The sequence below is a fragment of the Bacillus sp. AFS098217 genome, assembly GCF_002551815.1.
Lineage (GTDB): Bacteria > Bacillota > Bacilli > Bacillales > Bacillaceae_G > Bacillus_A.
In genome coordinates this window covers 14066-27441 of record NZ_NVPR01000040.1, presented here as the reverse complement: position 1 = coordinate 27441, position 13376 = coordinate 14066, and the positions used below count along the sequence as shown (strand labels likewise).

At 37.1% G+C, this 13376-nt stretch carries 23 protein-coding genes and 1 pseudogene; all 24 read left to right on the top strand.

The genetic code is table 11. The annotated features are described in order from the left end of the window. Positions 1-40 precede the first annotated feature (40 nt). The 24 genes and pseudogenes from COO03_RS26410 (at position 41) to COO03_RS11740 (ending at position 13291) form a co-directional block, all read left to right on the top strand. The gene (locus tag COO03_RS26410; RefSeq protein WP_141523427.1) at positions 41-382 is read left to right on the top strand and encodes a hypothetical protein; all 342 of its coding nucleotides are present in this window, start codon (positions 41-43) and stop codon (positions 380-382) included. Next, positions 315-617 carry a hypothetical protein gene (locus COO03_RS26405; protein WP_141523426.1) on the top strand — a complete coding sequence of 101 codons (303 nt, stop codon included), beginning with the start codon at positions 315-317 and terminating at the stop codon, positions 615-617. Before COO03_RS26410 ends, COO03_RS26405 begins: the two co-directional genes overlap by 68 nt. 63 nt (positions 618-680) lie before the next feature. Further along, a pseudogene (gene dcm, locus COO03_RS27565) lies at positions 681-1568 on the top strand (DNA (cytosine-5-)-methyltransferase); the annotation flags it as partial. A 32-nt stretch (positions 1569-1600) separates the two neighbouring features. After that, entirely contained in the window at positions 1601-2155 is a 555-nt protein-coding gene (locus COO03_RS28130; protein ID WP_097897418.1) for an HNH endonuclease signature motif containing protein, read from the top strand. A 157-nt stretch (positions 2156-2312) separates the two neighbouring features. Further along, positions 2313-2621 (top strand): hypothetical protein, encoded by a 309-nt coding sequence (locus COO03_RS11815; RefSeq protein ID WP_097897377.1) that lies wholly within the window; start codon positions 2313-2315, stop codon positions 2619-2621. Positions 2622-2641: 20 nt separating this feature from the next. Beyond that, complete coding sequence (locus COO03_RS11810; RefSeq protein ID WP_097897376.1) at positions 2642-2917, top strand: hypothetical protein; 276 nt, start codon at positions 2642-2644, stop codon at positions 2915-2917. Positions 2918-3024: 107 nt separating this feature from the next. Further along, positions 3025-3174, top strand: coding sequence for a hypothetical protein (locus tag COO03_RS27000; protein WP_176524414.1), 150 nt, complete (start codon positions 3025-3027; stop codon positions 3172-3174). 13 nt (positions 3175-3187) lie between these two features. Continuing rightward, positions 3188-3316, top strand: coding sequence for a hypothetical protein (locus tag COO03_RS27555; protein ID WP_255257254.1), 129 nt, complete (start codon positions 3188-3190; stop codon positions 3314-3316). 44 nt (positions 3317-3360) lie between these two features. After that, on the top strand, positions 3361-3534 hold the full coding sequence (locus tag COO03_RS26995) for a hypothetical protein (protein WP_176524413.1): 174 nt from the start codon (positions 3361-3363) through the stop codon (positions 3532-3534). 16 nt (positions 3535-3550) lie between these two features. After that, positions 3551-3700 carry a hypothetical protein gene (locus COO03_RS26990; RefSeq protein WP_176524412.1) on the top strand — a complete coding sequence of 50 codons (150 nt, stop codon included), beginning with the start codon at positions 3551-3553 and terminating at the stop codon, positions 3698-3700. After that, the gene (locus tag COO03_RS11805; protein WP_255257253.1) at positions 3654-4082 is read left to right on the top strand and encodes a DUF1064 domain-containing protein; all 429 of its coding nucleotides are present in this window, start codon (positions 3654-3656) and stop codon (positions 4080-4082) included. Before COO03_RS26990 ends, COO03_RS11805 begins: the two co-directional genes overlap by 47 nt. A 13-nt stretch (positions 4083-4095) precedes the next feature. After that, the gene (locus COO03_RS11800; RefSeq protein WP_097897374.1) at positions 4096-4275 is read left to right on the top strand and encodes a hypothetical protein; all 180 of its coding nucleotides are present in this window, start codon (positions 4096-4098) and stop codon (positions 4273-4275) included. Between the two features lie 136 nt (positions 4276-4411). Further along, positions 4412-4795, top strand: coding sequence for an ArpU family phage packaging/lysis transcriptional regulator (locus COO03_RS11795; RefSeq protein WP_097897373.1), 384 nt, complete (start codon positions 4412-4414; stop codon positions 4793-4795). Between the two features lie 15 nt (positions 4796-4810). Continuing rightward, positions 4811-5041: a hypothetical protein gene (locus tag COO03_RS11790; RefSeq protein ID WP_097897372.1), complete on the top strand. Its 231-nt coding sequence runs from the start codon at positions 4811-4813 to the stop codon at positions 5039-5041. A gap of 1278 nt (positions 5042-6319) precedes the next feature. Then, positions 6320-6538 (top strand): DNA translocase FtsK, encoded by a 219-nt coding sequence (locus tag COO03_RS11785; protein ID WP_097897371.1) that lies wholly within the window; start codon positions 6320-6322, stop codon positions 6536-6538. Between the two features lie 86 nt (positions 6539-6624). Beyond that, on the top strand, positions 6625-6858 hold the full coding sequence (locus tag COO03_RS11780) for a hypothetical protein (protein ID WP_255257252.1): 234 nt from the start codon (positions 6625-6627) through the stop codon (positions 6856-6858). Positions 6859-6927: 69 nt separating this feature from the next. Beyond that, complete coding sequence (locus COO03_RS11775; RefSeq protein WP_097897370.1) at positions 6928-7128, top strand: magnesium transporter; 201 nt, start codon at positions 6928-6930, stop codon at positions 7126-7128. A gap of 162 nt (positions 7129-7290) precedes the next feature. After that, positions 7291-7584, top strand: a complete 294-nt coding sequence (locus tag COO03_RS11770) for a DUF2829 domain-containing protein (RefSeq protein ID WP_097897369.1) — start codon at positions 7291-7293, stop codon at positions 7582-7584. Positions 7585-7662: 78 nt separating this feature from the next. Beyond that, the gene (locus tag COO03_RS11765) at positions 7663-7851 is read left to right on the top strand and encodes a hypothetical protein (protein ID WP_097897416.1); all 189 of its coding nucleotides are present in this window, start codon (positions 7663-7665) and stop codon (positions 7849-7851) included. A 146-nt stretch (positions 7852-7997) separates the two neighbouring features. After that, positions 7998-8570 (top strand): recombinase family protein, encoded by a 573-nt coding sequence (locus tag COO03_RS11760; RefSeq protein ID WP_097897368.1) that lies wholly within the window; start codon positions 7998-8000, stop codon positions 8568-8570. 51 nt (positions 8571-8621) lie between these two features. Continuing rightward, complete coding sequence (gene terS / locus COO03_RS11755; protein WP_097897367.1) at positions 8622-9419, top strand: phage terminase small subunit; 798 nt, start codon at positions 8622-8624, stop codon at positions 9417-9419. After that, positions 9403-10701 (top strand): PBSX family phage terminase large subunit, encoded by a 1299-nt coding sequence (locus COO03_RS11750; RefSeq protein ID WP_097897366.1) that lies wholly within the window; start codon positions 9403-9405, stop codon positions 10699-10701. The genes terS and COO03_RS11750 overlap by 17 nt, the downstream gene beginning before the upstream one ends. An 11-nt stretch (positions 10702-10712) precedes the next feature. After that, positions 10713-12191, top strand: a complete 1479-nt coding sequence (locus COO03_RS11745; RefSeq protein ID WP_097897365.1) for a phage portal protein — start codon at positions 10713-10715, stop codon at positions 12189-12191. A gap of 5 nt (positions 12192-12196) precedes the next feature. Continuing rightward, positions 12197-13291 (top strand): phage minor capsid protein, encoded by a 1095-nt coding sequence (locus tag COO03_RS11740; RefSeq protein ID WP_306620048.1) that lies wholly within the window; start codon positions 12197-12199, stop codon positions 13289-13291. The last annotated feature ends 85 nt before the right edge of the window (positions 13292-13376 follow it).

Below are 13376 nucleotides of genomic sequence, written 5' to 3'. Positions count from 1 at the left end.
TAACCAAATCCTTATTTTGGAGAAAGGGAGAATGAGAGATATGAAGTTTGGAATGTATTTAGGTGGAGAATTAATGTGCGAACATGAAAATATCTTTGATGCATATCGTGATGCGGAATACTGTACTAGAGAATCCGGTGTACCACATGAAGTGAAAGTGATTAAGCCAAAATCAAGATTTCTTGTAGAGGATATCGACGGTTGCGAATTTGTTAAAGTACGTGGTTTAGGGAATGCATTGATTTCATACGATCATGACTTTGATGGGTTCATGACTGGGAAGATTCAAGTTGTTTATTCGGATGGTTCTGGTAGTGCAATTAGCATGGAGCAAGCTCAAAATCATATCGATTCAGGGGAATGGACAATCATTAAATCATAATTTGAACCAAAACGCTATTTTATTAGAAAAGGAGAATGGAGGGAATCAGATGTTAAATGAAAACTGCGAACATGATTTTAGGGGATTTGATTACAGTAAACTATTGGAACGGTGGATAAAATATTGTCCTAAGTGCGGATTAATTAATGATGAACCAAGACCAATTAGCGAAAGATTACAAAGGGCAATCGCTACAAGAATTAGGAATGGCGATATTGTAAAGAAAGGGGAATAGTATTTGAAATTCCTAGATTTATTTGCAGGGATAGGCGGTTTCCGATTAGGAATGGAAGCCGCTGGTCATGAATGTGTAGGGTATGTGGAATGGGACAAGTTTGCTAGAAAAAGTTACGAAGCAATACACAATATAGAAGGAGAGTGGACGGCACATGACATCACAACCGTTACAAACAACGATTTACGATCACTTAGAGGAAAGGTCGATATTATCTGTGGTGGATTTCCCTGCCAAGCCTTTTCAATTGCCGGAAAGCGATTGGGATTCGCAGAAACTAGAGGAACTTTGTTCTTTGAAATTGCTAGATTCGCCAAAGAAATCCAACCACAATATTTATTCCTTGAGAACGTCAAAGGCTTACTCAATCACGACTCAGGGAACACATTTAGAACAATCATCTCCACGCTTGATGAATTGGGGTATGATGCGGAATGGCAGTTACTTAACAGCAAAGATTACGGAGTCCCGCAAAATCGAGAGAGGGTGTTCATTATTGGACATCTTAGAGGACGAGGTACCAGAGAAGTATTTCCTATCGGAAGAAGCTGTGAAACGGTTAGTGTTCAGCGAGTAGGAAATATCAATCCATCTGGTAATGGAATGAACGGAAATGTATATAGCTTTGATGGATTGTCGCCTACTTTAACAACAAATAAAGGTGAAGGATTAAAAATTATTCAACCAGTCCTTACACCAGATCGAGCAGAAAAGAGACAGAATGGAAGACGGATAAAAGAACCTGGAGAACCGATGTTTACATTAACAGCACAAGATAGACATGGCGTGTTGATAAGAGAAGCTACCAAGCAAGGTTATGCCGAAGCTAAAATTGGCGATAGTATTAACTTCTCTGTACCTGGAAGTAAAACAAGAAGAGGAAGAGTCGGAAAAGGAATTGCTCAAACATTGGATACAGCTTGTAATCAAGCGACAATCGAAAATAAACCACCTTATCGAATTCGCAGATTAACACCAAGAGAATGTTGGAGACTTCAGGGCTTTCCAAGAATAAAGATGGAGGGATATTTATGTATCAGCAATGTGAAGTTTGCGAAAAAGGATTCGAACACAAAAAGAGAAGAAAAACATGTTCAAAACAATGTGCATATAAGCTACGAGGGAAAAACTCTAGTAATACGCAATCAAGAAAAATCCTACAAATTTGCAAATGGTGTGGTGGTGAACGATATGTATCACCTGCCTATTCGGACAGAAAGTTTTGTAGCCCTGATTGTTGGTATGAATCTAATTCAGGAGAAAATAGTCCGAAGTGGAACGGAAATAAATTCTACCAATCAGTCACATATGAACACAATAAAAGAATGGCTGAAATCAGAAGATGGATTATCGAAGATAGAGAGTGTTGTGAACGCTGTGGAAAAAGATGTGAAGACGAATCAGAATTCCATGCGCATCACAAAAGAAGTGTTGAACACGAAGAATCTAGATACGATTTATCGAACATTATCCTACTTTGTAGAAGTTGTCATACAAAAATTCATGTACGGGGAGAAGAAGAGTTTATTGGAGATTGACATAGATTGGGATTGGGCATTTGATAAAGCACAGGAAGTAAATTCGGATTCTCAACTTTATAAACAAGCAGGAAACTCAGTGACCGTACCAGTCATTTATGAAATAGCAAAGAGATTAGTATAAAAATTTCATTTTGTAGAGAAATGAGGTGACCTAATGGCAATGGGCTGTATCGTTGGATGGTGTCAGCTGTGTGAAGATGCTGTTTATGAAGATGAATGGGAAATGGATGAAAATAATGATTTTTTTCATGGGAAATGCTTCAGAATCCGTGGAACCAGAGATGGTTTAAGGATGCAACTTGCTCATTCTCATAAGACATGCAGCAAGCTACAGAATGAAGTTGAAGAGTTACGGAAACAAGTAAAAGAGTTAGAAAAAGAAAAGCGAGAATTAGGAAATCGAAATATGTTAGATACACTAGATCAACTGAAAGAACTCGTGAAGAACAAAAAGGACAACTAGTAAAAGAAAGGGGAATGGATATGAAATACTTTGAGTTTAATAATCATGAATATTGGGCTATGGTTGCAGCAGAAAGTGAGAAAAAGGCGTATGAAATTTATCAAACTGAAGTCGGTGGTAACTCAATAGCTGAGGTTATGGCAGAAGGTAAGGCGGAAGAGCTTAAAAAGGATGTAGCTTTTGGAATGTATATAAATGCGACAATAAAATACGGTGGGAAACATTATTTTGAAGCGGCTTGCGATTTTCATTCAAGCGAAAATACAACGTTACTAATTGATTCATCACTAGCATAAAAGAGCAGCTAGCAAAAGCTAACTGCTCGGCTCCAATGGGGAACTGGAGAAAGATTATATCTACAGTATGGACGGAATATTGAGTTTTATTCATGGGAGGAAGAAGGATGGATAAATCAAAGGAAACAAAAGAACAACAAATTCAAGGATGGTATGAGTGGTTAAAAAGAAGATACGAATACAGTGATGGAAGAACATCAAAATTGATATTGAAAACTTATCTAGAGAATATGGAACGAATATTGAAAATGAAGTAGGAGGTAGAGGGAAATGCAAGCATCAACAAGGTTCTTATTAGCACTGTCTACAAAGTTACAAGAAATTGCTGATAATACAGCGGATATGGAAACTGAATCAGAATTAAATGAGCTTATCGATAAAATCAATGAGAGTATCTAAAACTCAACCAAATAATCCTTTGGTTAGAAAGCGAGGTTAGGAGAATGGAAGAAAATATCAAATTATTTGGCGAAGATGGAATGTTGCAAATGGAATTCAAAAATAAAAATATAGGAGTTTATGATATAGCAGGATATCTAATGGAGACTATTACAACGAAAGATCAGGTACAAGAGGTTATTGATTTCCTTGAAGAGTGTAAGGAGTGCATGGAATAGAAAGTGAGGTTAAGAGATGGGGATGTTACGAGAAGCATTAAAGCTAACACAGACAAAGGCCAATAGAAAGTTAGACATAGATGAACTAAAAGGAATAAAGGTACAAGGAGTTTGGATTGATGAAGAGATCAATGAAGACACAACGAAAGAGAAAAGTAAAAGCTAAACCAAAGATTAATAGTAAATCCGTTGTTATCGATGGAATAACGTTTGATTCAAAATCAGAAGCAGATTATTACAAGTACTTAAAAAAACAGGAGGATGTCGCTCACATTGAGTGCCATCCTCAATATGAACTAATACCATCTTTTGAGATTAAGAGCAGCATAACGAAGAATGGTAAGTCTAAAAAGTCAGCTATGAAGTTTACTCCTGATTTTAAAGTAACGTACTCAGATGGCCAGATAGAAGTGGTGGATGTGAAAGGAAGTAAGAAGGCAATCAATGAAGGATTCCCGCTCAGAAAGAAGTTATGGGAGTATCTGCATAAACAAGAGTTAATCGTTGTGATATGGGACAAGGATACAAGGCAATGGACGAGATCATAAAGGAGCTGAATGGATGAAAAGACGTACAGGAAGTAAAGAATGCTTTTTGTATCGTGATGAACCAGGTTTTGGATGGGAACGTCATAAAGTTTGGATGTACGGGACCTTTAAGTTTAAGGAATTGAAACGGTTATTTAGTGAAGGATGGATTGAGGATAAGAAAATAAGAGGTAATCGAAAACAAACAGCTTAATGGATAACGGAACCATGACTCACAGTGTGGTGGGGGCTGTATTGTAGTCATCGTTCCCTTATTCAGAAGATAGATAGTAAAATTTCACGTACCTTATGTGATGTTAAAAAACAAATTCGAAATAGGGGGATTCCAGGTGGAGCAATTAGCATTCTTTCCAGAAATCACAAATGAGGAGTACAAACTGATACAAAAAGAGGTAGCGAAAGAGTTATTCAGTTACAGAGTTTTAAAGGTTCGTATGCAAAACCAGGAGGAATGCGCAAATCAAAATATCTCTTTGTTTCCTGAATTACGTGACACTAAGAAAATCAATGATTACAAATATACTCAAATTAAACGAGCGATAGAGCATGCGTTAGATCCAGAGCAAAGGGAAATCATTGAGCGGAAGTATCTTAAAAGTGGAATGGTAAGTGATAAGAATGTGAAAGCTCAAATGTTTTTAGAAAACAATTGGTTCTATGCTCAGAAGAAAAATGCGATTATGGCAATTGCTACGGCATTAAGAATTATATAAATGGAGGGAAGAGAAATGAATACAGATAGGTTAAAGTCTTATGCAAAAAGACAGGAGAAGAAGGCAGAGCTATTTGAAAGGAAGTTTCTTGATTATAGAAATAAGATGCTTAAACTCTATTATTTAGTAGACGACGAAGCATTGAGAAAGGATATAAAATCATTTTTGCAAGATGAACAGGGTGATATAGTATTTGGTTCAATAGAAGAATGTTTTGAGTGGAAAACACGGATAAAACGCGGATAAATTAACGATAAAGGAGCGGATAAGCAAATGCGCTATTCAAACTATCATTATCTTACAAGTTATTTGTTCTTTGAAAACGGCATAACAAAGGGGATAGCGTACTTATTCAGTAATCACAATCCGTTACAGAATAACCCCATTAACAAAACGTTACTGCAACAAAGTGTATAGGTGCAGGCTGTCGGCGGTAAAAATCCGTGGTGAAGGGTGAGAAGATTCCCTTTAAAGAAGAAAAGGATTGCTAAAAGGTTTAAAATTAATTAAGACATATTCCAGTGTAGCGGGTGTAATATTGCTCGCATTCGTTACACTGTTTTACTTCTCATTGAACATACAAGCATCCACCTGTTTGTGTATTCAAAGGTAGTAAAACTCCTGTCATAGAGTTTATTTTCCAAAGTTTTTATTAAAAATACTGTATTCGAAGATGGAAGGGCGATGGTTCATATGATTGAATGAACACCGCGTTTTCGGTACAAGTATAGTAATGAGAACAATTTGAACAAGCTGATATGAAAAACATGATCTTTCGTTAATTTGGACACATTACACTATAGCGATTACTCACGAATTTTCGCTATGCAAAGAGTTCCGCTCTTTGTTTGAGCCAATACGATGCCATCCCATCTATCCTCCCATTGTATTGGTTCACGCAAGGCGCCGGAATAAGTTTATGCGTCTTGATACATGGATTTCTTTCCATGTCTTTGAAATGATATCGACTATATCAGAAACGGTCAGCAAAGGCGGTAGCTGAAGTATTGACCGACTCTACGGAGTATAAACAAGAGAGTTCCCATAGCTCTCTTTGAGCATATAGTACGCTGTATGTTGAAAGAGGAACGGGAACCTCAAAGCTGCAATGAGCGCGGCATATATTTTGGGACTTGCTCCCCGCACGACTGAGTGCAAATTGAACATTGTGGAAGGTAGGCGCCAGGTGCACGAAATACGCACATAAAAGAGGGGTTCGACTCCCTGTAGCCACGACTCTATGGAGTATAAACGGGAAGACAAGTGAAAGGGACCTGATTAGGCGGTGAGAGTCCGCACGAAAGACTCTTGCTCTTCTCCCAGTCACCGAACACAGGGCGTGTAGCCATACTAGTTGATACGGTGGCTTGGAGAAGGTTGAGAGTATTCTTAGCCTTAAATTGATTCATTTTCGAAATCCCCTTTCGTGAATGAGGTTTCTCCCATCCACTTTAATATTTTTATAAGCCGTGAGCCATCACTTAACTGTGGTGGCTTCTATTATTTAAAAAAGATGGTGATTATATGTCATGGGCACGATTAAGTGATGAAGTGGCAAGTGAGCATTATGAAGAGGCTAAACAATTTGTTGTTACCTTAAAGGTAGTTAATGTAACTGATTTACAACGCAAATTTCTTATTGGATATGTTGCAGCTGCTAAAATTATGGAACGACTGGAAGAAGCGTGTATTGTTGGTAGATATGTACACGGTGAAGGAAGAAAAGTATTAATGAATATATAGCATCAAAAATGGGTGCTTTTTTCGTTGTTATATAGAAATTACATATTAAACAATTGAACAAAATGGACATTTGAATAGGAGGATGAATGATAGTGTTTGATTTCCTAATGTGGTCATCACTCATATTAGATACCGTAATTAAAGTGACATTTGTTGGTGCTGGTGTAGCTGTAATCTATGCTGCATTAAAGTCTAGCAAAACAGAATCGAAAAAAAATAACTATAGCGTTACGATTGATGCTCCTAACTTAACAAAAGATGAAAAAGAGAAAATTGCTGAACGAGTGCTCAAAGGAATGAAGCAACAATGGTCAAAATAGTTTCCATTATTATAGGTGCTACCGTGGTCGGTATAGCGTCTTATTTCATTTTACGAAGGAAGTGATAGCATGACGTGGTTAAGCTTCTTTTTAGGGTATTTTGCAGGTATACTGGTTACCTTTCTGCTAATCTATTTTGCTTATAGAATCGGATGGGACAGGAAATCAGAAGATAAATGGGCGGAGGATTGTCTCCGTAATCTTGAATCAGTGCAAAAGGAAATGGAGCAGCTGAAAGCGATAAGAGAAAATGAACTGAATTGTAGATAAGGGATGATAAGGGGTGAGGAGAATGGATCAATGCCCAACTTGTAATGAATGGTGGGTACGATGCCCATGTTGTGATATTAGTTTTTGTCCAACGTGTGGTATGGAAGAAGATTTCTAACAAAACAAACGAACACAACGAACGAAAATAGAGGAGGAAATATTATGAATGCAACTATTGGTGATTTCGGCTGGGCATTACAGCGATTAAAAGAAGGAGCGAAAGTATTTCGTTCAGGATGGAATGGTAAAGGGATGTTTGCTGTTTATCAGAAGGGCTATCCTCAAGGAATTCCATGTAATAAACAAACTGCTGAAGCATGGGGAATGAATGAGGGGGACTTATTTATTTGTAGACCATACTTGCAACTTAAATGTGCTGATGGTTCACATGCTATGTGGGTGCCGAGTGTTTCTGATATCTTAGCGGAAGATTGGGAAGAGCTTGAACTAAAATAGAGATAGTTAACAAAACAAACACTACTAACAAAATGTAAGTGAAACGTGAGGTGTTAAACATTGAATGTAACATTCACTATGCAAATTGATGGCCAGATAAAAGATGCAACATCATATGTAAATGGTATTGCAAATATTTCTGTCATTTTGTTGGCTAATGCAGATAAACAAGTTGTCGATAATTTATTATCTCAAGTAGGAGATGAGGAAAAGATTTTTATTCAATCTGCTTTGGCTGGAATAGAACATCGCATGAAAGAAAAATGATGTCTCAAAAACATTTCATTTCGATACACGATTAAACGATACAGTAAATCAACGTTTTAACTTTCTCAAAACTATGTATCAAAAACAATTGATTTTGATACAGGAAATTGATACGATAGAACCATAAGAGAAAGGGTGATGGTTCTATGATATTTGGTTATGCAAGGGTTTCAACAAAACAGCAAAGCTTAGATATGCAATATGATGAACTTAATAAGTATGGTTGTGACGAAATAGTTAGTGAGAAGGAAAGCGGAGCAAGGAAAGATAGAAAAGAACTTCAGCTGCTTCTTAGTAAACTTCGTAAAGGTGATAAATTGGTTGTTTACAAGTTAGATCGATTAGGAAGAACTATGCACCAACTTGCCAACTTATTACAAGAATTTAATGAAAAAGGAATTAATTTTGTATCTATTAAAGATGGTATTGATACTTCTACTACAATGGGGCAATTTTTATTTCATATATTCGGGGCAGTAGCTGAAATGGAGCGTTCAATTATTAATGAGCGTGTTATAAGTGGTGTAGCTGCTGCAAAAGCAAGAGGAAGAGAAGGCGGCAGAAAAAAAGCACATACACCTCAACAAATCAAAGGTATGATGGAAATGCTTGATGCTGGTAAAACAAAAAAAGAAGTATGCGAGATGTTTGATGTAGCAAGGGCTACACTATACCGCTACATAAAAGAATATGAAGCAAATAATAAACAATTAAAGTAGCGAAGCCGCTGCTTTTTTATTTTATAAAGGAATTACCGCGAGGTGGTGAATATGGCTAGGCAACGAAGCCCAGACAGAGACAAAGCATTTGAAATATACAAAACAAGTAAAGGTGATAAACCACTTGTTGAGATTGCAGAAGAACTTGGTATCTCAGAAGGTACAGTTCGAGGGTGGAAAAATAAAGATAAGTGGAACGATAAATTGAATGGAACGTTCCATAAAAATGAAAAGAACGTTCCGAAAGATACAGAACGTTCCAAACCAAGGAAGAAACCTGGTAAACCAGCACCTAAAGGTAATCAGTATGCAAAAGGAAATAAAGGTGGAGCTGCTCCGACTCGCAATACAAATGCAGTTAAGCATGGTCTATTTAGGAAGATAATACCTCAAGATGATCTGCGTGCAATGGAATTACTTGAAGAAATAGAGAATCATAGTGAATTAGATATACTATGGAACTCTATTCAATTGCAATATTTCAATATCCTCAATTCGCAACGTATTATGCATGTGCGTGGTCCAAATGACATGTCTAAAGAGACTATCAGCGAATCGATGAGTGGAGAAGCCTATACTGTACAATTTGCTTGGGATAAACAAGCAAATTTGCTCAATGCTTATGCGAAGGCAACGAATACATTAACATCCATGATAGAGCGGTTTAATAAGTTAGCTAATATAGATGATGAAAGACGGATGAAGTTAGAGCAAATGAGACTGGGAATTGAGAAGACGAAAGCTGAAATTAAGGAGCTCACAGACGACTCCAGTAATGGTAACCGTGTCATTATTGTAAACGATAAGGAAGCCATGAGGAAGGCAATGGAAAATGACCAAGACAGTTAACATCATGGACTTGATGAACGTCAATTTCTATTCGCTATGGCTTGCTGATGAATCACATATCGTTGCAAAGGGCGGCCGTTCTTCAATGAAGTCATCGGTTATTTCTATGAAGCTTGTAACGGATTTCTTAGAAGATGACCAGGGCAATGTAGTTTGCTTGAGAAAAGTCGGTAAGTACCTTTCTACATCTATATATGAGCAAATTAAATGGGCCATTTATATGCTTGGTGTTGAAAGTGAGTTTTACTTTGGTAAGTCGCCATTAATCATAAGGCATAAGCAAACTAATACTGCGTTTTACTTTTATGGCTGCGACGATCCACTAAAACTAAAGTCAGCTAAGATTGCAAAAGGATACGTCATGGCGCTATGGTATGAGGAAGCAGCAGAGTTTGCTGGTGTAGAGGATATAGATATTGTTGAGGATACCTTCATTCGCCAGCAGATAGAAGGTAAAGAAGTAAAAGTATACTTCTCATATAATCCTCCTAGGAATCCATACAGCTGGATTAATGAGTGGTTAGATAGCAAGGCTAATGATGAGGATTACTTCATCCACCATTCAACGTACATGGATGATAAAAAGGGATTCTTATCTCAGCAAATGATACGAAAGATTGAGAAGTATAAGGTGCACGACTTGGATTATTGGCGTTGGATGTATGGCGGTGAAGTTATCGGTTTAGGCGACATGGTATATAACATGAATCACATCCAATTAATCGATGAATTACCGAACGATGATGACATTATACTTATCGATACAGCAAGCGATACAGGGCACCAGGTATCTGCAACGACTCATTTAGCAATCGGTTTTACTAAGAAAAGAAACGTTATATTGCTAGATACGTACTATTACAGTCCTGCTAATAAAGTAGTAAAGAAAGCGCCAAGTGAATTATCTAAGGACTTGAAAGAATGGATGGATAGTACCGTTAAGGTTTACAATAGATTCTTCGATAAACAAACAATTGACTCGGCAGAAGGTGCGCTGCGTAATCAATTCTTTAAGGATTATGGGATCAGATTACATCCTGTAGCGAAGAAAAAGAAAATAGACATGATTGATAACGTCCAGGACTTAATGGCCCAAGGACGTTTTTTCGTGTTGAATACTCCTGCTAATCAAATATTTATTGAAGAACATAGAAAGTATCAATGGGATGCAAATACACTACAAAGCGATGATCCAAAGGTTATTAAAGAAGATGATCACACAGTCGATTCCTTTCAATATTATGTTCAAGATAATCTACAAAAACTAGGATTAAAATATTAGGCGGTGAAAACATGTTTGGAAACATCGTTGCAAAAGTGAGGGGGTGGCTTGCGAAATTGGGACTACTACGTGGAATCGAAAAAGTAACAGATATGAAAGATGTCATGATGACAGATAAAATGTATAACAATATTGAAAAGTGGAAGCAGTTATACATGGGGTACTATCCTAAATGGCATGATGTCACGTATCAAACAGTAGATGGCAACTCACACAAGCGCCAAATGAGAACATTAGGTATGCCGAAAGTAATTTCTGCTGAGATGGCGAACCTTGTTTTCAATGAAAAGTGTGAAATTAGCTTATCCGATGAAGAAACACACAATTATGTACAAGAGGTATTCAAAAACAGTTCCTTTTACCTACAGTTTCAAAACTATCTAGAATACATGTTTGCTATCGGTGGAATCGTTGCAAAGGTATATGCAGATAAAAAAGGCGTTCGCATTGGATTCGTCAATGCAGATTGCTTTATACCAACTGCTGATGATGGAAAGACAGTTACAGAAGGTATTTTCATTAATGAGAGCAGAAAAAACAACAAAAAGTATACGCTGCTCGAATGGCATAGATGGGAAAAAGATGTATATGTAATTAGGAATGAACTATATGAGTCAGATGGCTCTGATTTAGGCGTTAAGATTTCACTGGATAGAATGTATCCAGATTTAAAAGAAGAAGTGGAAATTAAGAACTTAAAACGTTCTCTTTTTGTTTATATAAAGCCTAACTTAGCGAATAATGTTGACTTAACAAGCAGGCTAGGGGTGAGTATTTACTCTGCTGCTTTGGATACAATCCAATCATTAGATGTTGCTTTTGATTCATTTGAGCGTGAGTTCCGCTTAGGTAAGAAGCGTATTATCGTTCCTTCAAGCGCAGTAAGAACAATTGTTGACCCACAAAGTGGTCAAATGCAGAGATATTTTGATTCTAACGATGAAGTATATGAAGCTATGAACTTCGATGACGCTGCAGCTATGAATAAGATTCATGATATTTCCGTTGAATTAAGAGTAGATGAACACATCGCTGCTATCAACGCCTTACTAAACATCCTATCAATGCAAACAGGATTCAGTACTGGTTCATTCACCTTTGACTCACAAGGGCTTAAAACAGCTACTGAGGTCGTTAGTCAGAACAGCAAGACGTACAGAACACGTAATGGCCATATCACGATCATTGAGGAAGCACTGAAAGACCTAATTGCAGTTATTTTAGATGTATCAGAACTATATGAATTCTACTCTGCTCCAGAAGAATACGATGTATCGGTTAACTTTGACGATAGCATTGCAGAGGACAGAAATACTAACGCTGATTATTGGATAAAGCTTAAAATGAGCGGTTTAACTTCTGCGAAAATGGCTATCATGAAGGTTTTAAAAGTAACAGAAGAAGAAGCAGAAAGAATATTAAAAGAAATCCAAGAAGAAAAACAAGCTGAAATGCCGCAAGAACTTGATTTAACAAGCGGTTTGGAGTGATCTAATTGATTACACCAGAACAGATCGAGCAACTATCACTATTTGTAATTGATATATACCTAAAAATCGAAGCTGAAATACTTTACCGCATGGGAATTGCACTTCGTATGGATGAAAATGTAACCAATGAAAACATAAAGCAATGGAATATAGAGAAGTTGGCGCAGTTAGGAAAATTAACTAATGAATCTTACTCTATAATTGCTAAACATGCGAAAATGACACAAAAAGAAGTGAGGAAGGCTTTATATAAAGCTGGATATATGGGAGCAGCTGCACAGGATAAAGAGTTGCAAGCAATGTTACCCAATGCAGATGTTGTTCCTGTCAAAAAAAGCAACACGATAGCAAAAATATTACTTACATTAGAAAAAACTGCGTTAGAAGCGTTTAATTTAGTCAATACAACAATGATATCGGCTGCGAGACAAGGTTTTTTAGATATTGTGAATGAAACAACTGCTAAAGTATTAGTCGGACTCAGAACGCCACAACAGGCATTAAGAGAGACTGCTGCAAGATGGGCCAAAAAAGGTATTCCGTCTATTACTGATAAGGTAGGGCGCAGATGGTCAACAGAAGGATATGTAAACACGGTAATTCGTTCTACATCAAACAGAGTGGCAAATGAAACACAATTCGCTAGAATGGATGAATACGAGGTTGATTTGATTGAAGTAAGTAGCCACATTGACTCTAGACCTGGTTGCGCTCCATATCAAGGTCGTATTTACAGCAGAAGTGGAAAAAGCAAAAAGTATCCACCGTTTTCTAGTACGAGTTATGGAGAAGCAAGCGGCTTATTAGGTGTGAATTGTCGCCATGTCATCTATGGATACATCGAAGGTAAAAACAAAAAGACATATCATCCTTATCCAAAATCAGAAACAGATAAGGCATATAAACAAAGCCAACAACAACGAGAACTTGAAAGAAACATTCGTAGAGCTAAGAAAGAATTACGAATGGCTGAAGGTATGAAAGATGAAGTATCTATTAATAAAGCTAAACAGAAGGTAAGAGATCGACAGGCGAAGATGAGAAACTTCATAAACGAAAGTGGTAGAACGCGTCGTAAGAATAGGGAACAAATTGTATAAGAATTTAAACAGAGAATGTATATGATGCGTTCTTTTTATTTTGTCGGTTTATCCGCGAACGACGTTAAATAAAACGGAAGACAAA